The following is a 19850-nucleotide window of genomic DNA, read 5'->3' on the forward strand; positions in this document are numbered from 1 at the left end:
ACCCTCGCCGCGCGCCTGCTCCTTACCGGCGGTCGCCGGGCCTGACGGCCATCCGGCGGCTGTACCCTTGGCCGTATTCACCCCCCGACTGAATACATTGCAGCAGAGACGCCCTGACCATGTTGCGCGATCCCTCCACCAAGTACCGCCCCTTCGCCCACGCCGACCTGCCCGACCGCACCTGGCCGTCACGCACCATCACCCGGGCGCCGCGCTGGCTGTCCACCGACCTGCGCGACGGCAACCAAGCCCTGATCGACCCCATGGACGCGGAGAAGAAGCAGCGCTTCTTCGACATGCTGGTGAGGATCGGCTTCAAGGAGATCGAGGTCGGCTTCCCCTCCGCCTCGCAGACCGAATTCGACTTCGTGCGCAGCCTGGTGGAGGGCGGCAAGGTGCCCGACGACGTCACCATCCAGGTGCTGACCCAGGCGCGGCGCGACCTGATCGAGCGCACGTTTGAGAGCCTGCGCGGCGCCCCCCGCGCCATCGTCCACATGTACAACGCCATCTCCCCCGCCTGGCGCCGCATCGTCTTCGGCATGGACCGGGCGGGCATCAAGGACATCGCCGTCAAGGGCGTGACCATCATGCGTGAGCAGGCGGAGAAGTATCCCGAGACCGACTGGATCTTCGAATACTCGCCCGAGACCTTCAGCACGGCTGAGCCCGACTTCGCCCTGGAGGTGTGCGAGGCGGTGCTGGACGTGCTGCAACCCACGCCGGACAAGCCCGTCATCCTGAACCTGCCGGCCACGGTGGAAGCCGCGGGCCCCCACATCTACGCCGACCAGATCGAGCGGTTCTGCCGCCAGATCAGCCGCCGCGACAGCGTCATCATCAGCGTCCACCCCCACAACGACCGGGGTACCGGCGTGGCCGCGGCGGAACTGGCGGTACAGGCCGGCGCCGACCGTGTCGAGGGCTGCCTGTTCGGCAATGGCGAACGCACGGGCAATGTCGATTTGGTGACCCTGGGCCTGAACCTGTACACCCAGGGCGTGGACCCGGGCCTCGACTTCTCCGACATCCAGTCGGTCGTCCAGACGGTCCAGTACTGCAACCAGATTCCGGTGCACCCCCGCCACCCCTATGCCGGTGAGCTGGTGTTCACCGCCTTTTCCGGATCGCACCAGGACGCCATCAAGAAGGGCTTCGCGGCGCAGGCCGGCCGCAACGATCAATTCTGGGACGTGCCCTACCTGCCCATCGATCCCACCGACCTGGGCTGTGGCTATGAGGCCGTCATCCGCGTCAACAGCCAGTCGGGCAAGGGCGGCATCGCCTGGGTCATGGAACAGGACAAGGGCCTCAAGCTGCCCCGCCCCCTGCAGATCGACTTCAGCCGGGTGGTCCAGGGCTATGCCGACGAGACCAGCCGCGAGCTGACTGCCGCCGACATCTGGTCCATCTTCCAGGACACCTACTGCCTGACCGGCCTGCAGCGTTTCGAACTGATCGACTATCAGGAGACCGGCACCGCCGGCAGCAAGGAGCGCGTGTTCGCCGGCCGGATCAGCGTGGGCCGCGAGGAACGCAGCATCAGCGGCCGGGGCAATGGCCTGCTGTCCAGCGTGCTGGCCGCCCTGAAAGCCGACTGCGGCGTGGACCTGGACATCGTGGATTACCAGGAACACGCCATCGGCCACGGCGGCGACGCCCGCGCCGCGGCTTACGTCGAATGCCGCACTGGCGACGGCCGCAAGGTCTTCGGCGTGGGCATCGACACCGACGTCGCCACCGCCTCCGTCCGCGCCGTGCTCAGCGCCGCCAACGGAGTGGGCTGAGCAACCAGGGTTCAGGGCCGTCCCGCTTGCGGACGGCCCTGCCCCGGCGCCCGCGCGAAATCGATGAAGGCGCGCAGGGCGGCGGGCAGGTGCCGGCGGCTGGGGTAGTAGAGGAACAGGCCGGGGTAATAGGGGCACCAGTCTTCCAGCACCCGCACCAGGCGGCCCGACGCGACCAGTTCGGTTATCCGGGCGTCGAACACATAGGCCAGGCCCATGCCGGCCAAGGCCGCGTCCACCATCAGATCCTGGTCGCTGAGGGTCAGGGGGCCATCGACCTCCACATCCAGCGCCACGCCCGCCCGCTCGAATTCCCAGCGATAGAGCACGCCGTTGAGGAAGCGGTAGCGGATGCAAGGTAGGCCGCGCAGATCGTGCGGGGTGGCCGGCACCGGATGGCGTTCGAAATAGGTGGGCGATCCCACCACAGCGAAGCGCTGGCGGGGGCCTAAAGGTACCGCGATCATGTCGCCGGCGATGCTCTCGCCGAAGCGCACGCCGGCGTCGAAGCCGCCGGCCACCACATCGACCAGCGCGTCATCCACTACCATCTCCACCCGCACGTCGGGGAAGGCCGCCAGGAAGCGCAGCACGAGGGGCAGCAGCACCAGCCGCGCCGCCGCCTGCGAGGCATTCAGGCGCAAGGTGCCCACGGGCTGGCCACGCAAGCTGTTCAAATCCTCGATGGCGTCATGGATGTCCAGGAAGGCCGGGCGGATGCGGACGTACAGCCGCTCTCCCGCCTCGGTCAGGGCGACGCTGCGCGTGGTGCGGTTGACCAGGCGCAGATCCAGCCGTTCCTCGATGGCGCGCAAGGCGTGGCTGAGGGCGGATGGCGTCACGCCCAGTTCCACCGCCGCCTTGCGAAAGCTGCGATGGGTGGCGATGGCCAGGAAGACGGACAGCTCCGCCGGATCGATGCGTTTCATAGGCCGATATTATTGATGAAGTTGTCTCATCAGGCTAACGCAAATTCCTTGGATTAATTCATCAGATGCGCGGCGCTAGCTTTCCCTTCGTCAGCCGGCGGCACTGGGCTCCGGCCCCCAAACAAAGGAGAGCATCATGCGTGTCTGGTTCATCACCGGGGCGTCCCGGGGTTTCGGCGCCCTGATCACCGAGCAGGCCCTGGCCGCCGGCGATGCCGTGGTCGCCACCGCCCGCGACCCGTCCACCGTCACCGCCCGCTTCGGATCCCTTCCCCGCCTGCTGGCCGCCAAGCTGGACGTGACCAACGAGGCGCAGGCCCAGGCGGCGGTGGAACAGGCCATCAAGACCTTCGGCCGCATCGACATCCTGGTGAACAACGCCGGCTATGGGCTGCTGGGCGGCGTGGAGGAAGCCAGCGGGGCGGAGGTGGAACGCCTGTTCGCCACCAACGTCTTCGGCTTGCTGGCCGTGACCCGCGCCGTGCTGCCGCATATGCGCCGCCAGCGCGCCGGTCACATCATCAACCTGTCGTCCATCGGCGGCTATCAGTCCTTCATCGGCTGGGGCCCCTATTGCGCCACCAAGTTCGCAGTGGAAGGCCTGACCGAGGCGCTGGCGCTGGAGGTCGCCCCCCTAGGCATTCATGCAACCGTGGTGGAGCCCGGCTTCTTCCGTACCGACTTCCTGGATGACCAGTCGCTGGCCCGCACCAAGGCGCAGATCGAGGATTATCACGCCACGGTGGGCGGCATGCGCGACTTCGCCGCTGGCGCCAACCATGCCCAGCCGGGCGATCCGGCCCGCCTGGCCCAGGCCTTCATCGCCCTGGTGAACGCGCCGCAGCCGCCCGTGCGCCTGCCACTGGGCAGCGACACGGTGGCCGCCATCGAGAAGAAGAACGCCTTCGTGGCCGGCGAACTGGCGCAGTGGCGGAAGGTGGCGCTGTCCACCGACTTTCCGGCCGGCGCGTGAGCAGACGGGGCGACCCTTCGAGGAGGGCCGCCCCGTCGCTATTGCGCCTGATCGCGCGCGAACTGCTGCGCGCACAGCCCTTGCGGCTGCCAATCCTGGATCAGGGTGGTCGGCGGCCGGGCGGCATCGTGCAGGATGAGGGCGAAGCCATGGCGCGGCGCCGTGCCGATGGCCATGAGCAGCATCGGCGGGCCACCTTCGATGACCAGGCTGTTGCCCGGTCCCCGCTCCTGCCGGGCACCGGCCGGCGTCTCCAGGCATGTATCCCCGGTCAGCGCATAGAAGGCCTCCGGCCCTGAATGCACATGCAGGGGCGCCGTCATGCCGGGCGTGAAGACCGACCGCAGATATTCCGCCGAATAGGAGGCAGCGGAGGTCACCGGCAGGGGCCCGATGTCCGCCACGTGCGTACCACCCTGCGGGGGCCGCCATCCTCTCCCTTCGATGGTGAACAGCCACACCTTGCCGAAGGCGGCGACGACGCTGCCCGTCTTGCTGGCCACCGCCTCCGCCGCCGCCTTGGAGGGGAAGGTGTCCAGGTGCCAATAAATGTCGCCCCCCGGCAAGGCGGCGATGTTCTGGTGGGCCATCAGGCAGGCGGGGCCGGCCGCCTCCTCCACGCCGCAAGGGCGGGCGGTCGCCTGTCCGAAGGCTGGACCAGCCATCAGCGTGGCGGCGATAACAGCCCCGACAGCATATGCTTTGCCCATAAGCCACTCCCCTCTATGGATGGCGCAGCATGTCCATCCCAAGGGCGGGGGCGCAATATCTCCGGGTAGATACAACTTTTCGTGGGATCATGAGGTGGGGTTGGGTCGCGCCGCGCAAACCTGCCTCCTGCCCGCCACCACTTGCCTACGCCGCGCCCTTTTCCGCCTTGCGCGCGGTGAAGCGGTTGACCGGAACCTCCAACCCCAGATTGTCGCGGAAGGTCTCGCCCTCATACTCCCGCCGCAGCAGGCCACGGTCCTGGAGGATGGGCACCACCGTCTCCACGAACACGTCCAGCTGCTTGGGCAGCGCCTCGAAGAAGACGAAGCCGTCGGCGGCCTTGGCGTCCAGCCACTGCTGGAACTTGTCGGCGATCTGTTCCGGCGTGCCGACGAAGTTGCCGCGCGGTGTGGCGAAGCGCTGGGCCACCTGGCGCAGGGTGAGGCCGTCGCGCTTGGCGGCGCTGACGATCTTCAACACGCTGCTCTGGTTGCTGTTGAGGCCGACGGCGGTCACGTCCGGGAAGGGCGCGTCCAGGTCGTACTGGCTGAAATCGTGGTCGTTGAACGGCCGGCCCAGCATGGACAGGGCGTTCTCGATGGACACCAGGTTGGCCAGTTCCTGGTACTTCGCCTCGGCCTCCGCCTCGGTGGCGCCCACCACCGGCGCCACGCCCGGCAGGATGAACACCTTCTCCGGGTCGCGGCCGAAACCGGCCGCCCGCGCCTTCACGTCGGCGTAGTAGGCCTGCGCCTCCGCCAGATCATCCTGGCCGACGAAGATGGCGTCGGCGTGCCTGGCGGCGAAGTTCTTGCCGTCCTCCGACGCGCCGGCCTGGAAGATCACCGGCTGGCCCTGGGGCGATCGGGCGATGTTCAGGGGGCCCTTCACCTGGAAGAACTCCCCCTTATGGTCCAGGGTGTTGAGCTTCTTCGGGTCGAAGAAGACGCCGCTTTCCTTGTCATGGACCAGGGCGTCATCCTCCCAGCTGTCCCACAGGCCCTGGACCACATCCAGGTATTCGGCCGCCAGGCGATAGCGCTGGTCATGGGCCAGGTGCTGGGCCTTGCTGTAGTTGGCGGCGCTGCCCTCCAGCCAGCTGGTGACCACGTTCCAGCCCGCCCGGCCGCCGCTGATATGGTCCAGCGAGGCGAACTGGCGTGCCACGTTATAGGGCTCGCTGTAGCTGACGGTCAGGGTGCCGACCAGGCCGATATGGCTGGTGGCGCCGGCCAGCGCCGACAGGATGGTCAGCGGCTCGAACCGGTTCAGATAGTGGGGGCTGGACTTCTCGGTGATGTAGACGCTGTCGGCCACGAACAGGAAGTCGAACTTGCCCTTCTCCGCCACCTGCGCCTGGCGCTTGTAGAAGGCGAAGTTGGTGCTGGCGTCGGGCTGGGCGTCCGGATGGCGCCAGTCACCCCAGGTGCGGCCAACGCCGTGAAGGATGAAACCCAGTTTCAACTGCTTGCCCGCACTCATGATCGCCTCCGCTGAAATCAAGGCGGTCAGCATCCGGGCGGGACCGGCGCCACACAAACGAGTCTTCTCAATGAGACCGTTGAGTGGCGCCGGAACCAGTCGTGTTCCCTCAAACGTCGGGCGGCCACATCCGTGGCCTTGGCTCGTCCTCACATTCCGGTCCGCTCCGCTCCCCAGAATGCTCCGGCGGCCGCCGTCGCGGCCTACAGCGTCCCTGGACCTAGGCCCAGGGACGCTGAGGTCAGAACTTCTCCACCCACGGGCGCAATTCCACCTCCCAGGTCCAAGCGCTGCGGTGCTGGGTGTGGATGTGCAGGTATTCCCGGGCGATGGCGTCAGGGTCCAGCCATTTGTCCGCCGGCCCGTCTTCGCCGGGTTTGGACCAGCTGCTGGCCACGCCACCGTCGATGACGAAGTGGGCAACGTGGATATTCTGCGGCGCCAGCTCGCGCGCCAGGCTTTGCGCCATGCCGCGTAAAGCGAACTTTCCCATGGCGAAAGGGGTGGAACCCGCCAGGCCCTTCACGCTGGCGGTGGCGCCGGTCAGCAGGATGCTGCCCCGGCCCAGCACGCGCATCCGCACCGCCGCCGCCTGGGCCACCAGGAAACCGGCGTAAGCGGAGACGCGCAGGGATTCCAGGACCTGGGCAGGGTTCAGGTCCTGCACCGGCCCGCGGGCACGGGCACTGGCGTTGAACACCACCAGTTCCGGCACGCCCAGGTCGGTGTCGACCTGTTCGAAGAGGCGGGCCACCGCCTCGGGTTCGGCGGCGTCGACGGCGTAGGCTTGCGCCCCCGTCTCCGCCACCAGGTCCGCCAGCTTGTCCGTGTTGCGTGCGGCCAGCGCCACGCGGAACCCTTCCCTGGCCAACAGGCGGGCGAGCGAAGCGCTAATGCCCTTGCCCGCGCCAACAATCAGTGCCGATTTCCCCGTCATGATGCGTACTGCGCCTCACCGTTGCCGAAGGACCAGTTCTCCTTGGGTACCTCGACCAGGTTGATGAACACGTCCTCGCGCCGCAGCCCCAGCCGGGCGTGCAGGCCATCGGCCACCGCCTTGTAGAAGGCCTTCTTCACCTCCAGCGTCCGGCCCTGGTTCAGGGTGATTTGGATGATCACCGTGTCGCGGGTGCGGTGGATGCCGAGGTAATTGGCGTCGGCCACGAAGTCGCTGTCACCATGTTCGGTGATTATCTGGAAACGGTCATCCTTGGGCACGTTCAGGGTGCTGAGCATGGCCTCATAGATCACCTCGCCGATGGTGTGGCGGTATTCGGCGGACTTGCCTTTGACCAAGTCGATGCGGGCGAGCGGCATGGGATGTTCCTCCGGTTGTGGGCGGCCCTCAGCGGGACACCCAAATACGAGCATGCCGCATTTATGGGTAATTGCCCATATGATCGTTGACAGCGCCGCCGCGGGCGCGCCTGATACGCTGGTGCCCGTCTCCACCAGGACCATTCATGCCTAACACCGCCCCCCTTGCCGCCGACCTGTCCGAACCCACGCAGTGCAACTGCGCCGCCCTGCGCCAGGCCTCCCGCCGCCTGACCAAGTTCTATGACGCCGCCCTGGCGCCCACGGGGTTGGGCATTAATCAGTACTCCATCCTGTCCCGCCTCAACCGCCATGGACCCAAAAGCATTCAGGATTTGGCGGCCCTGCTGGCCATGGATCGGTCCACCCTAGGGCACCTGCTGCGCCCGCTGGAGAAGCGCAACCTGGTGCGCCTGACGATCACGCCGGCGGATAAGCGCCGCCGGGTGCTGGTGCTGACGGCGGAGGGGCAGGATCTGATCGCCCAGGCCCAGCCGCTATGGGCAGCGGCGCAAGCGCGGTTTGAGTCCGCCTTCGGCGGCGACAACGCCCTGACCCTGCGCGCCGTGCTGCGCCAGGTGGAAACGGCGGAACTGTCGGAAGCGCCTAGTAACACCACCAGTTCCGATCAGTTCTGATTGAATAAAATGCCATGTAATTGATAGCAAGATAGCGGCAGAACGCCGCAGGCCGCCGGCGCGCGACAGGATACAAGGTTAACGGGGGTAGCAATTGGACAGGTGCACCCCATGTCCTCTTCCTACAATGGGGTATCTCTTGTGGGAAATGGACAGGGGCCCCAGCGCAATCCGCTTCAGGAGCCGCCATGCCGCGTCTTGTCGATCTTTCCTTGCGCACCCGTATATTCTCCGCCTTCGCTTTGGTCTTGCTGGTGACCTTGGGCCTGGGGCTGTTCGCATTGGAGCGCCTTTCCCGCATCGAGGCGGCCGCCGCCGACCTGGGAACCGACGCCCTGCCCTCCATCGTCGCCAGCAATGAATTGCTGCAGGGCGTGCTTGAGGCCCGCCGCTTCCAGCAGGGCATGCTGCTGTCCACCGATGACGCGGCCCGGGCGGAACAGGAAAAGACGGTGACCCAGGAACTGGACCGCGTGGCCAAGGGCCGCCGGGCCTACGACCCGCTGATCACCATCGAGCGGCCGCAGATGGACCAGTTCGACAAACTGTGGCCGCGGTTCCTTGCCTCCTCCACCCAGGTCATCGACGCCCTGCACAAAGGCGACCGGGAAACGGCGCTGAAGCTGTACGCCGGCGAAAACCGCGAGCAGACCCGCGCCCTGGTCAAGGTGCTGACCGAGGCGGCGGACCTGAACTACCGCGCCGGACAGGACGCTTACGCCCAGCTGAGCCGCACCACTGGCATCTCGCGCCTGGGCACGCTGCTGGCGCTGGCCACGGCACTGGCCGTGGCTTTTGCCACCGGCGCCATCATGGTGCTGACCACCGGCCGCCCCACCCGTCAGCTGACAGCCGTCATGACGCGGCTGAGCCACCGCCAGCTGGACACCGCCATCCCCGGCGCCGACCGCCAGGATGAGATCGGCGCCATGGCACGCGCCGTCCAGGTGTTCCGCGACGGCCTGGTGGAGGCCGAGCGCCTGGCCGCCGCGCAGCGGGAGACGGAGGCGGCCAAGGCCCGCCGCGTGGCCGCCATCGACAGCCTGGTCAGCGATTTCGACCGCCAATCCTCCCACATCCTGCGCCAGTTCAGCGGTGCGGCCGCCGAATTGGACACCGCCGCGCAGAGCATGTCCGGCGTGGCGGAGGAAACCAACCGCCAGTCGGCCAGTGCCGCCGCCGCCGCGGGCCAGACCACCGCCAACGTCCAAACCGTGGCCGCGGCAGCCGAGGAGATGGCGGCCAGCATCGCGGAGATCAACCGCCAAGTGGTGCACGCCCAGGCCATCGCCGGCCGCGCCAGCGCGGACGCGCGCGAAACCATGGCCACCGTCGCCGGGCTGACCGATGCCACCCAGCGCATCGGCGAAGTGGTGACCCTGATCCAGACCATCGCCGAACAGACCAACCTACTGGCGTTGAACGCCACCATCGAGGCCGCGCGCGCCGGGGAGGCCGGCAAGGGCTTCGCCGTCGTGGCGGCGGAGGTGAAGGGCCTGGCGAACCAGACGGCCAAGGCGACGGAGGACATCGCCGCCCAGATCACGGCGGTGCAGCAGGTGTCATCCCGCACCTCCACCGCCATCCAGGCCATCGGCGCGGTGATCGAGGAGGTCAACAGCATCTCCACCTCCATCGCCGCCGCCATGGAACAGCAGGGCGCCTCGACCACGGAAATCAGCCGCAACGTGGGCCAGGCCGCCACCGGCACCCAAGGCGTGGCAGATGCGCTGGGCGCCGTGACAGAAGCCGCGGGCCAGGCCGGTGCCGCCGCCACCCAGGTGCTGGGCGCCGCCCATGACCTGTCGGAACAATCCGGCGTGCTGCAGGACCACGTCAGCCGCTTCCTGGCGGCCATCAAGGCGGCTTGATAACGGAACCCGGCGGGGGGGCGATCACCCCCGCCGGGTTCACCTGTCAGGGCAGCGACACCACGTTATTGGCCAGTGTCAGTTCCGGCTGGTCCAGCCCCACCCGCACGGTAGCACCCTGCGCCTTGAAGCTCTTGGGCAAGGGCAGCGTCACCTCCGCCGTGCGCGGCACCAGATCCAGGGGTGCCGCCAGCGCCGGCACGGGCGCCGTCGCCACCACCGTGCCGCTGGCGTCGACCAGTGACAGGATGCCGGCCGGCGCGGCGGCCCCGCCCAGGCTGTGCACGGTGGCGTGCAGCACGCCTTTTTCCACTCGCACATCGTCCCGGCCGATGCCCAGGTCGGGCCGGGTTTCCACCGGCGTGGTCGCCTGGTCCAGCGTGAACTCCAGCACCGTGGTCTGATGCGGCTGGAACACCAGGTCCACGCCGGCGCTGCGTTCCAGATCCACCGCCTTGGTCGTGGCCTCACCGGTGATGGCGTCACCTTCTCCGGTCGCCGCACCACTGACCATGCGCCAGTGGCCGGCGGTGACGTTCCAGGTGGTCATGCGCGCCGCCTGCGGCCGGTCGGATAGGTTGTAGGCCACCACCTTGAAATGGTCGCGCGTGGCGCCCGGCAGCAGGATCGCCACCTGCTCCGCCCCATCCGGCTCAGCGAAGCGCCAGCTGACGGTGTGGCCAGGGTAGAGATAGTTGCGGCGCAGCGCCACGCCGCCCAGGCGTTCCCGCTGCAGGACGTCGTTGGGCAGGTCCACCCGGTCGGACCACCAGTGCCCTTCGGTGTTCATGTACATCGTCTGCGACTTGGACTGGATGGCGGCGGCGTGCAACTCCTCCAGCCAGCGCTTGTCACCCGTCATCTGCCAGGCAATATAGGGCGCGAACCCGCTGTCGCCCCGCAGGGTCGCCGGCCCGGCCTTGTCGGCCTTGGCGGTCATGGCTTTGCCCCAGTCGTCACGGCGGCCCAGCACGTCGATGGCGTTCTCGTTCAGCTCATCGATGGCGCGCGGTCCCGCCTGGGCCACGCGCGACAGGATGGGGCTGAGGTACTTGGCGTCACCGGTCCAGCGGTAACTGGCCCAGAAGGTTTGCATGGCCCCGACCTCCCCCACCGCCTTGGCGAGGTCCCCATCCCGCTCCGCATCCGTGCGCCAGTTGATTTCCGCGGGGAAAGACAGGGTGCCGTCCTTGCCACCCGGCTTGCCGTGGGCGAGATAGCCGTCGGCCAGCCCTTGGATCAACGCGCGGGCCTTGGGGTTGGCGTTGTAGATGCCCATGAGGATGGCGGGATGGGTGATCATGAAGGAATGGGGCTTCTGCCACTCCCACGGCCCCTCACGGTAAGCCTGGGTGCCACTGAACCAGTTGGTGGCGAAGTGCACATGGCCGTTGGGATTGGGCAGGATGATGCGCTCCGCCAGCGCCTTGGTGGTGGCCATCAGCCGCTCCACCGTGCGCGGCTCGCCCCAGTTCAGGTACAGCGCTTCGCTGTTGCTGTTGATGCCTTCCTCATAGGAATGCAGCTCATCGGTGGCGATCGTGCCCAGGCCGTTGGTGATCATGCCGTTGCGGTACTGCGCGTCGATCAGGGCGCGCAGCGAGGCGTTGATCTTGTCCGGCTCCACGCCCATCAGGGCCAAACCGGGCCACTGCTCCGTCAGGTCGGTGTCGTCGGAGATGCCGCCGCCGAAATCGCCGTAGGGCACCTGGCGCTCATCGATCCACCAATCGACAAAGCGGCGCACCAGCTTCATGTCTTCCACTTGGCGGAAGGCCCACAGGGGCACGCCGGCCGGCGCCTGTGGCTGGGCGAAGGCGGGCCAGCCCTGCGCGCCATAGCTCATGTCCGCCCAGTAATAGCGGCCCAGCAGGTTGTCCGGATCCACGCGCAGCAGGTCGCTGACATCACCGAAGAGGCGGCGGTACAGGCGCTGGCGCTTGGAGGTGGTGTGCTCCTCCACCAGGAAGCCCCAGTTGTCCTTCACCTGGTTCAGGCGGTCGGCGATGTGCTCCACCTTCGCCTGCTCCCGATCCTTGAACACCAGGCGGATGCGGGCGCCGTCCAGGCTGTGGGCGGTGAAGTCGGGGGCGGCCGAGGCGACGGTCAGGTAAAGGCTGTCGTTGGTCAGGATGCGATCGCGCGTGTCCAGCCACAGGGTGCGCGCTTGGCCCGGCTTGACCGAGACCGACACATCGATCAAGTCGCGATCCGGCCAGATAGGGTCCTTGACCTGAATGTTCAGGGGGATCAGCCCGTCCTTGCCCGGGGCGACACTCAGCGCCGGCAGGTCGATGGCGATGCCGTCCAGACCGTCGTGCATATTCTCCCAGCCATAGGCCCAAGCGCGCATCAACGGCTGCGCCACCGGCGGATCGCCGAAGCCGGAGGGGATGAGGACATGCACGATGGGCATGCTGGCGCCGGCTTCCGCCGCCCGCTTGCGCACCGGCGCCTCGTTGGGCAGGGCCACAACCGTGCTGCGCTCGTTGGCCGGATAGCGGCCGGCGATGTAGCCGCGCAAGGCCGCCAGGTTGTCATAGTCGGGGGCCGCATCGGCGCGAATGGTGTAGCTCAGCTTCATCGTGCCCTGCGGCTCCGCCCCCTCGGTCACGTTGTAGGCCCAGATCTCCTGGATGGGGGTTTCCTGGGCCACGTTGGTGAAGCGCAGGCGCCCGCCCCGCCGGCTATCGAACTGGTCCACCGTGCGCACCGGCCCTTGGCGGCGCTTGGCCAGCGGCCTGAACGCGCCGTCCGCGCCGGCATAGTCCAGGCTGCCGTACGCGGCCCCCCTTATCTCCACACGATTGAAGGGTTCATCGGGAAGCGCCAGGTCCAGCGCCTGTCCACCCTCCACATAGGTGTTCCAGTCCGGCAGGGTAAAATAGTCATTGCGGCCGGGCAGGCGGGACCGGTTGTAGACACCCGGCCAAGTCGTCTCACTGATGCCGTCGGTGGCCTTCCACATCCATTCCTTCTTGTCCTTGGCATCCGCGAACTCGACCTTGCGGATGGCTGTCACCGGCGCCGTCAGCAGGGGCGGCGCCTTGTCCTCCCAGCCATAGCGATGCAGCCAGGCCTGGCGCGTGGCCGCGTCGGGCCCGGGGCCGGGTGCCGCGCCCAACATCTCGTTGCGCGCCAACGCCGCCATGTCGGCCGGCGCCAGCATGTGGTCGTAGATGCGGATTTCATCGACATCGCCGCCGCGCATGAAGCTGTAGCGGCTCTGCACCTGGTGGGGGGAAATGGTGCGTCCGGCCAAGCCGAACTGGTCCAGCCCAACGTCGTAATCGCCCTTGGCATCCTGGCGCGCCACTTCCTTGCCATTCAGATACAGGCGCACGCCCGTCGTCTCATCCCAGGCGAAGGCGATGTGGGTCCAGGCGTCGGGGGCCGGCGGCGTGTCCAGTGTGAAAGAGACGCGGGTGCGCGCCAGGTTGGCATCGGTGACGAAGGCGTCGAAGCCGTGGCCGTTCCAGTCAATGCGCAGCCAGGCCATGTCCCAGCTGGTGTGGTCGGCGAAGCCCACGCGGAAGATGACGAAGGGCGCCACCCCCATCGGATAGCGCGACCGCCAGAAGAAGGAGAGCGTGCCGCGCTGGGCGTAGATGTTGCCCGGCGCGTCCCAAGCCAGCACGCCATCGTCCGGCCACTCGATGGCGCCGCCGGACACACCGGTGGGGACTATCTTCACCTTGTCCTGGAAATTCGGCACGGCCTGCCCGCCGGCGACATCGGCGACGAAGCCGCTGTCGGCCGATACGCGGAACAGCAGGCCGCCGGCCTCGGCAGCCGCACGCACCGGCAGCGGCAGGATAGTTGTGGACAGCAGGCACGCAGCCAACGCCCGGCTGGCCTTGGTCATCCCGGACATGATCCCTCCCCTGGGTCCCGGCACGTCAGGGCGCCGGCTTCTTTTGGTCGGAAGCAAGGCTAAGCCATAATTGACACCGGTGGCAATTACCGGTTTCGGCCCCGAAGCGGGTCGCTTCGCCGCAGGGGTTGGCGTGCCGCCCCAGCCCTCGCCACCTGCATCCAGGCTCAAAGAAAAAGGCTCGCCTATTGGGGTAGCCAGAAAGAAACGGACGCGCATCAATGCAAACAAGCAACATTAATACGTTAATTAATGAACGCTTAAGGCCGCCTTCCAATACTTCACATCATCTTGACAACCCGGAGGCCCTTGATGTTTTCCAACATCCGAATCCTGTGGAAGATTGTCATCATCGTCGCTGCCATGGCCCTGGCGGCGGGCGGCATCGCCGCCGCCGGCCTGCTCGGGTTACGCACCATGGCGGACAACGCCACCGAGATTCAGGCCGCCGGCAACGCCGCCACCCTGAGCGCCCGCATGAGCCGGGAGCTGTCGACCATCAACCGGCTGGAATACCGGGTACTGGCCCTGCCGGAGGAATGGGAGGACGCGGCCAAGGCCAGGGACGTGGCCACGGCCACCCTGCAGGGCCGGCTGGACGCCCTGGAAAAGCTGGTGACCCCGGATGAGCGGCCGCAGCTGGACGCGGTGCGCGCGGCCTATGCCGACTACGCCCCGGTGATGGCGACGCTGTTCGACAAGGTGCGACAGGCCCGCGACGGTGGCGGCGGCTCCCGCACTGGCCTGGTGGACGCCATCCACGACTCGCGCGCCCATGTCGCCGCCTTGCAGGACAGGATGAAGGCGCTGGTCGATACGCTGGAGCAGCGCTCCGTCGCGGTGAATGAGCATGCGCAGCGCGCGGCCCGCATGGCCACCCGCCTGATGGTGCTGTTCGCGGCAGTGGGCATCGCCGCCGGCCTGGCGGTGGGCTGGCTGGTGGCCCGCCACGGCTTGCTGCGTCCCATCACGCTGGTGGTGGGCAGCCTGCGCGCGCTGGCCGACGGGAAGCTGGAGGCCGAAGTGCCCTGCGCCGACCGGGGGGATGAGATCGGCGACATCGGCCGCGCCGCGCTGGTGTTCCGCAACAACGCGCGGGAGGCTGACCGCCTGCGCGCCGCCCAGGCCACCGAGCAGCAGGCCAAGGCCCGCCGCGCGGAGGCGCTGGAGGGCCTGGTCGCCCATTTCGAGGCGCAGTCGGCCGACCTGGTGCACCTGCTGGCCAGCGCCGCGACGGAGATGGAGGCCACGGCCACATCCATGGCCGGCCTGGCCGACCAGACCAACCAGCGGTCTGGCGCCGTGGCCAGCGCCTCGCATCAAGCGGCGCTAAATGTGCAGACGGTGGCCGCCGCGACGGAGGAGCTGGCCTTGTCGGTGAAGGAGATCGCGCAGCAGGTCAGCCATTCCCGCGACATCGCCGACAAGGCGCAGGTGGAGATGGAGGACACCCGCACCACCGTGGCCCAGCTGGCCGACGCCGCGCAACGCATCGGCGGCATCGCCCAGCTGATCGCCGGCATCGCGTCGCAGACCAACCTGCTGGCGCTGAACGCCACCATCGAGGCAGCACGGGCCGGAGACGCCGGCCGGGGCTTCGTCATCGTCGCCAACGAGGTGAAGTCGCTGGCGACGCAAACCTCCAAAGCCACGGATGAGATCGCGGGCCGTATCGCCGAGATCCAGGCCCTGACCGGCCGCACCGTGGGCGCCATCGACCACATCAACGGCACCATCGCCACCCTGTCGGAAATCGCCGTGGTCATCGCTTCGGCCGTGGAGGAACAGACCGCCGCCACCAACGAGATTGCCCGCAACGTGAACGAGGCGGCCCAGGGCGTGGGCGACGTCTCCACCACCATCACCGACGTGAACCACGCCGCCATCACCACCGGCGACGCCGCCGGCCAGATCGTCAACGCGTCGGGCCAGCTATCCCGCCGGGCGGAAACACTGAACCGTGAGATCGCGACGTTCATCAGCGGTGTGAAGGCGGCTTAGTCCACCCCCAATCGCCGGGCGGCAGTCGCGGCTCAGGTTTTCCGTCTTCGCTTGCGGCCAAGTGGCCTTAACCAACTCCCGCCTTGGAGGGCGCCGGCGATCCCCGTATGGTGCCACCGGTTACCGCCCCATAGCTGGAGCCCACGACATGCAGTCCCTCTATCGCGCCGCCGACGACCGTTACGAAACCATGCCCTATCGCCGCTGCGGGCGCAGCGGCCTGGATTTGCCCGCCATCTCGCTGGGGCTGTGGCACAACTTCGGCGGCGCCGACGTCTTCGAAACCGGCCGCGCCATCCTGCGCCGCGCCTTCGACCGGGGTGTCACCCATTTCGACCTGGCCAATAATTACGGCCCGCCCTACGGCTCGGCCGAGGAGAACTTCGGCCGGGTGATGGCTGGCGACTTCAAGCCCTACCGGGATGAGATGATCATTTCCACCAAGGCCGGCTACGACATGTGGCCCGGCCCCTACGGCATCGGCGGATCGCGCAAGTACCTGATCGCCAGCCTGGACCAGAGCCTGCGCCGCATGGGCCTGGACTATATCGACATCTTTTATTCCCACCGGGTGGACCCGACCACCCCGCTGGAGGAAACCATGGGCGCGCTGGCCCAGGTGGTGCGCCAGGGCAAGGCGCTGTACGTCGGCATCTCCTCGTACTCAGCCGACATGACGGCCAAGGCCGCCGCCCTGCTGAAGGAAATGGGGACGCCCTGCCTGATCCATCAGCCCAGCTATTCCATGCTGAACCGCTGGATCGAGGGCGGTCTGTTGGAGACGCTGGAGGGCAGCGGCATCGGCTGCATCGCCTTCTCCCCGCTGGCGCAGGGTCTCCTGTCCAAAAAGTACCTGAACGGCGTGCCGGCCGACGCCCGCGCCGCCAAGGGCGGGTCGTTCAAGGAAGACCTGCTGACCCCCGAGGCGCTGGAGCATGTGCGCGCCCTGAACGCCATCGCCGAGCGGCGGGGCCAGACCCTGGCCCAGATGGCGATCGCCTGGGTGTTGCGCGACCCCCGCGTCACCTCCGCCCTGATCGGTGCCCGGACCGTGGCCCAGTTGGACGACAGCCTGGACGCCCTGAACAACCTGGCGTTCACGGACGCGGAACTGGCGGAAATCGACGCCCACGCCGTCGATACCGGCCTGAACATCTGGCAGCGCTCCTCCGACGCCAGCACGCCGGAGTGAGCAAATAAAGAGATGCCCGCGCCTCAGACGGGGCGCGGGCATCCAGTATGGCGGTGCGGGCGGGGGGCCGCAGGTACCGCCCATGGGGAGGAAAGCGACGGGTGATGGGGAGTGGGGGACATCCCGTCGCCGCAAGGGAAAGCTACCTCAGGTGGCGGGGGGTGTTCTTGCACGCCTCAGGGATATTTTGTCTGAAAGGAGCGCCATGTCGGGCCCACAGGGTCAGGCCAGGAGACGCGCCATCTCCACCTTCACGGCCGGCGCCTGGTGTAACAGCGTCCGGTCCTCTTCGTCGTTCAGGTCCTGACGGCGGAAATACTCGTCATCCAACTGTTCCCGCTTGTGCGGATGGCCATCGGCCACCTGGGCGCGTCCCCGCGCCCGCTTGCGCTCGAACTCGGCCCGCGACTTGACGGAGTAGTGGTGGATGTAGAGCCGGTCATGGGAAATGGCGGGGGTGAACCCGTCGTCGCGCAACGTGATCGGCTGCCCTCCGTCATCGACATAGTGGAAACCATCCCGCAGGCGGCCGGAATGGATGATCATGCGATCCAGCGCCGCGGTCCGCACCAGACTCTTCATATGGACATGGCCGTGGTACGTCGCCGGAGCGCAGCGGGTGAAGCGCTCGATCACCAGGCGCCCATCGGGTTCCTGGTGACCGCTGGATCCGAAATACCGCCAGTTGAGCGCCACCGCCCCCACAGCCGGATCCCGGCCGTAGGAGGTCGCCAGCGTGGGCAAGGGCAGCCCCGCCCGGCTGACGACGAATTCATCGGCGTCGATGAACAGGGCCCAGTCCGTCTCCGCCGCGTAGTAGGTCACGAAATGATTGTAGGCCCGCAACTGCGGCCCCACCCTCATGTCGCCCCACCAGTTGAACTCCCGCAGATCGGAAAGCGACAGGACCAGATCCCGTGCCTCGAAGTGGGTCAGGGCGCTGCTGCTGGGCGCGGACGGCCAGTCAATGACGGTGATGCCGGCCCGGCTGGCGATGCGGTCCAGCACGGCGCGCGTATCGTCGGTGCTGCTATTGTTATAGATGACGAAGTGCTCGATGCCCAACAGGCGGTAGTACGCCACCCATTCCAGCAGGAAGGCGCCTTCGTTCTTGACGATGGCGCAAATGGTGACACGAGGCGGGTTTGCATCCACGCCTTGCCTTATCCGTGTCGCCTGCCCACGCCACTGCCAATCATCCGCAAATTTTATTGTTGGCATATTGTTTGTAAAGCGGGGGCGCCGCGCGTGGTTTATTCCAGGTATTTTATAAGTCGCCTCCGAATGGCGGGACCATCACCCCTTCGCCCTAACCCACATTGCATAATAATGACAAATTTGCGACGGCCCGCCCTTGGCCGGGCCCCGACTTAGCGTTCAATGCGGTAGACGAAAGCGTAGTCACCCGGTGCCCGCTTCGGCACCGCCAGATGCAGACCATCCTCATCCTGATGGAAGGAGAGGGCCTGGCCGGCCCCACCATCCAGCAAGGTGACAGCCTTCACCGCCACACCGGCCGGAAGAGCGTGGATGGTGGCCTCCCCGCCCTCGGGCCAGCCCAGCTCAATGGCGTAGAGGGTGTCGCCCTTGGTGGTGAAGCGGAAGTCCCCGGGTCCGAAAGGCCTGTCGGTCTGCCCTTCCTTGAACGAGCCGCTGGCCATCCGGGCGGGGCCCTCGCCGAACTGGCGCCAGGGCCGGGTGCCGTAGATCGCCTCGCCATTGGTCTTCAGCCAGGCGCCTATGGCCAACAGCCTGTCCTGCGCCTCCTGCGGGATGGTGCCGTCGGCGCGGGGACCGATGTTCAGCAGCAGGTTGCCGTTCTTGGACACGATGTCGGCCAGCAGATGGATGATCCGCTCCGGCGACTTGTACTGCTCGCCCTCGATATAGCCCCAGCTGTAGTCGCCCAGCGAGGTGCAGGTCTGCCAGACGCGGGGCTGGATGTCCGGCATCAGCCCCCGTTCCACGTCGGCCACGCCGCTGCCCGCCGCCAGCGCCCCCTCTTTGTAATTCACCACCGCCGAGGCGCCGCGCCGCCCTTGGGTATTGTAATAATAAGCCAGGAACTTGGGCAGGGTGGCGCGAAAAGCCGGGTGGCTGATCCACCAGTCGAAATAGATGAGGTCGGGGTGGTAATCCTCCACCAGCTCCGCCGTGCGCGCCGTCCAGTCGTCCAGCCATGCCTGCGAGACATAGGTGAAGTCACCCGTCAGCTGGGCATCGCCCGTGTCTTCCGCCGTCAGCCGCGCCTCCGCCGGGCCATAGAGGTCGGCGTAGCGCGGGTCGTTCACGTCGGAGGGGATCTTGCGCCCCTCACCGAAGAACCAGTCATGCTCCGCCCGGTGTGAGGACAGGCCCAGGTGCAGTCCCTGCGCCCGCACCGCCCGCACCAGGTCGCCGATCAGGTCGCGCTTGGGCCCCATGCGCAGCGCCGACCAGTCGGATAGGCGTGTGGCGTACATGGCGAAGCCGTCATGATGTTCCGCCACCGGCACCACGTAGCGGGCGCCGGCCGCCCGGAACAGGGCGGCCCAGGCGCGGGGGTCGTACTTCTCCGCCTTGAACAGGGGGATGAAGTCCTTATAGCCGAACTTGTCCGGGGTGCCGTAGACGGCTAGGTGATGCTGGTATTCCTTGCTGCCCTGGATGTACATGCGGCGCGAATACCATTCGCTGCCGAAGGCAGGCACGGAATAGACGCCCCAGTGGATGAAGATGCCGAACTTGGCATCCGCATACCATTCCGGCACCCGCCAGGTCCTCAGGGATTCCCAGTCCGGGCGGAAGGGACCGGCGGCATCGCCCGCCGCCACCTTCTTCAGCAGAACCTCGCGCTCATGCGCCGCCTTGGCCGAGCCCTGGCGCCAGGCCGCGTCCTTCTGCGCCGGGGTCAGCGCGACTGCGGTGGGGGACACACCCTGGGCAAGGGCCGGGGCCGGCAGGCAGATCATCGCCAGCAGGCCGATGGCGTGCCACGAGCGGCGCCAGCGGATGGAGGGGCGCGTCATGGGTCGGTGGTCCTCCTGCGTCATCAATGGGCCTTCATCACCAAACGGGCCAGCCTCGCATATCCGC

Annotated in this window: 14 protein-coding genes; 6 read left to right on the top strand and 8 right to left on the bottom strand. The window is 67.4% G+C overall.

Going from position 1 to position 19850, the window contains the following annotated elements:
• Positions 1-119: 119 nt before the first annotated feature.
• Positions 120-1787 carry a 2-isopropylmalate synthase gene (gene leuA, locus FBZ87_RS07840; protein ID WP_145609728.1) on the top strand — a complete coding sequence of 556 codons (1668 nt, stop codon included), beginning with the start codon at positions 120-122 and terminating at the stop codon, positions 1785-1787.
• A gap of 11 nt (positions 1788-1798) precedes the next feature.
• Here leuA and FBZ87_RS07845 read toward each other — a convergent pair whose 3' ends face one another.
• A complete protein-coding gene (locus FBZ87_RS07845; RefSeq protein ID WP_145609729.1) occupies positions 1799-2716 on the bottom strand; it encodes a LysR family transcriptional regulator in 918 nt (305 codons plus the stop codon).
• 136 nt (positions 2717-2852) lie between these two features.
• Between FBZ87_RS07845 and FBZ87_RS07850 the strand changes: the two genes are divergently transcribed.
• Positions 2853-3689 (top strand): oxidoreductase, encoded by an 837-nt coding sequence (locus FBZ87_RS07850; protein ID WP_145609730.1) that lies wholly within the window; start codon positions 2853-2855, stop codon positions 3687-3689.
• A gap of 38 nt (positions 3690-3727) precedes the next feature.
• On the opposite strand, the gene FBZ87_RS07855 is transcribed toward FBZ87_RS07850, so the two are convergent.
• The 4 genes from FBZ87_RS07855 to FBZ87_RS07870 all read right to left on the bottom strand — a co-directional run bounded on the left by FBZ87_RS07855 (position 3728) and on the right by FBZ87_RS07870 (position 7199).
• Positions 3728-4399 (bottom strand): hypothetical protein, encoded by a 672-nt coding sequence (locus FBZ87_RS07855; RefSeq protein WP_145609731.1) that lies wholly within the window; start codon positions 4397-4399, stop codon positions 3728-3730.
• Positions 4400-4544: 145 nt separating this feature from the next.
• On the bottom strand, positions 4545-5882 hold the full coding sequence (locus FBZ87_RS07860; protein WP_145609732.1) for an LLM class flavin-dependent oxidoreductase: 1338 nt from the start codon (positions 5880-5882) through the stop codon (positions 4545-4547).
• 241 nt (positions 5883-6123) lie between these two features.
• The gene (locus tag FBZ87_RS07865) at positions 6124-6819 is read right to left on the bottom strand and encodes an SDR family NAD(P)-dependent oxidoreductase (RefSeq protein WP_145609733.1); all 696 of its coding nucleotides are present in this window, start codon (positions 6817-6819) and stop codon (positions 6124-6126) included.
• Entirely contained in the window at positions 6816-7199 is a 384-nt protein-coding gene (locus FBZ87_RS07870; protein ID WP_145609734.1) for a tautomerase family protein, read from the bottom strand. Before FBZ87_RS07870 ends, FBZ87_RS07865 begins: the two co-directional genes overlap by 4 nt.
• Positions 7200-7345: 146 nt before the next feature.
• Between FBZ87_RS07870 and FBZ87_RS07875 the strand changes: the two genes are divergently transcribed.
• Together FBZ87_RS07875 and FBZ87_RS07880 are read left to right on the top strand one after the other, a co-directional pair.
• The gene (locus FBZ87_RS07875) at positions 7346-7837 is read left to right on the top strand and encodes a MarR family winged helix-turn-helix transcriptional regulator (protein ID WP_145609735.1); all 492 of its coding nucleotides are present in this window, start codon (positions 7346-7348) and stop codon (positions 7835-7837) included.
• Positions 7838-8025: 188 nt separating this feature from the next.
• Positions 8026-9708, top strand: a complete 1683-nt coding sequence (locus FBZ87_RS07880; protein ID WP_145609736.1) for a methyl-accepting chemotaxis protein — start codon at positions 8026-8028, stop codon at positions 9706-9708.
• 46 nt (positions 9709-9754) lie between these two features.
• Here FBZ87_RS07880 and FBZ87_RS07885 read toward each other — a convergent pair whose 3' ends face one another.
• Positions 9755-13582 carry a LamG-like jellyroll fold domain-containing protein gene (locus FBZ87_RS07885; protein ID WP_246134286.1) on the bottom strand — a complete coding sequence of 1276 codons (3828 nt, stop codon included), beginning with the start codon at positions 13580-13582 and terminating at the stop codon, positions 9755-9757.
• A 312-nt stretch (positions 13583-13894) separates the two neighbouring features.
• Between FBZ87_RS07885 and FBZ87_RS07890 the strand changes: the two genes are divergently transcribed.
• Both FBZ87_RS07890 and mgrA read left to right on the top strand, forming a co-directional pair.
• Entirely contained in the window at positions 13895-15583 is a 1689-nt protein-coding gene (locus tag FBZ87_RS07890; RefSeq protein ID WP_145609737.1) for a methyl-accepting chemotaxis protein, read from the top strand.
• A gap of 148 nt (positions 15584-15731) precedes the next feature.
• Entirely contained in the window at positions 15732-16775 is a 1044-nt protein-coding gene (gene mgrA / locus FBZ87_RS07895) for an L-glyceraldehyde 3-phosphate reductase (protein ID WP_145609738.1), read from the top strand.
• A gap of 222 nt (positions 16776-16997) precedes the next feature.
• On the opposite strand, the gene FBZ87_RS07900 is transcribed toward mgrA, so the two are convergent.
• Both FBZ87_RS07900 and FBZ87_RS07905 read right to left on the bottom strand, forming a co-directional pair.
• Positions 16998-17930, bottom strand: a complete 933-nt coding sequence (locus FBZ87_RS07900) for a glycosyltransferase family 2 protein (protein ID WP_186454637.1) — start codon at positions 17928-17930, stop codon at positions 16998-17000.
• A 215-nt stretch (positions 17931-18145) separates the two neighbouring features.
• Complete coding sequence (locus tag FBZ87_RS07905) at positions 18146-19783, bottom strand: alpha-L-fucosidase (RefSeq protein ID WP_246134287.1); 1638 nt, start codon at positions 19781-19783, stop codon at positions 18146-18148.
• Positions 19784-19850: the final 67 nt, after the last annotated feature.

Source organism: Nitrospirillum amazonense, from assembly GCF_007828035.1.
GTDB lineage: Bacteria > Pseudomonadota > Alphaproteobacteria > Azospirillales > Azospirillaceae > Nitrospirillum > Nitrospirillum amazonense.

Coding starts and splice junctions, on each gene's coding strand:
- leuA (WP_145609728.1), top strand. CDS start 120: ATGTTGCGCGATCCCTCCACCAAGTACCGCCCCTTCGCCCACGCCGAC.
- FBZ87_RS07845 (WP_145609729.1), bottom strand. CDS start 2,716: ATGAAACGCATCGATCCGGCGGAGCTGTCCGTCTTCCTGGCCATCGCC.
- FBZ87_RS07850 (WP_145609730.1), top strand. CDS start 2,853: ATGCGTGTCTGGTTCATCACCGGGGCGTCCCGGGGTTTCGGCGCCCTG.
- FBZ87_RS07855 (WP_145609731.1), bottom strand. CDS start 4,399: ATGGGCAAAGCATATGCTGTCGGGGCTGTTATCGCCGCCACGCTGATG.
- FBZ87_RS07860 (WP_145609732.1), bottom strand. CDS start 5,882: ATGAGTGCGGGCAAGCAGTTGAAACTGGGTTTCATCCTTCACGGCGTT.
- FBZ87_RS07865 (WP_145609733.1), bottom strand. CDS start 6,819: ATGACGGGGAAATCGGCACTGATTGTTGGCGCGGGCAAGGGCATTAGC.
- FBZ87_RS07870 (WP_145609734.1), bottom strand. CDS start 7,199: ATGCCGCTCGCCCGCATCGACTTGGTCAAAGGCAAGTCCGCCGAATAC.
- FBZ87_RS07875 (WP_145609735.1), top strand. CDS start 7,346: ATGCCTAACACCGCCCCCCTTGCCGCCGACCTGTCCGAACCCACGCAG.
- FBZ87_RS07880 (WP_145609736.1), top strand. CDS start 8,026: ATGCCGCGTCTTGTCGATCTTTCCTTGCGCACCCGTATATTCTCCGCC.
- FBZ87_RS07885 (WP_246134286.1), bottom strand. CDS start 13,582: ATGTCCGGGATGACCAAGGCCAGCCGGGCGTTGGCTGCGTGCCTGCTG.
- FBZ87_RS07890 (WP_145609737.1), top strand. CDS start 13,895: ATGTTTTCCAACATCCGAATCCTGTGGAAGATTGTCATCATCGTCGCT.
- mgrA (WP_145609738.1), top strand. CDS start 15,732: ATGCAGTCCCTCTATCGCGCCGCCGACGACCGTTACGAAACCATGCCC.
- FBZ87_RS07905 (WP_246134287.1), bottom strand. CDS start 19,783: ATGACGCGCCCCTCCATCCGCTGGCGCCGCTCGTGGCACGCCATCGGC.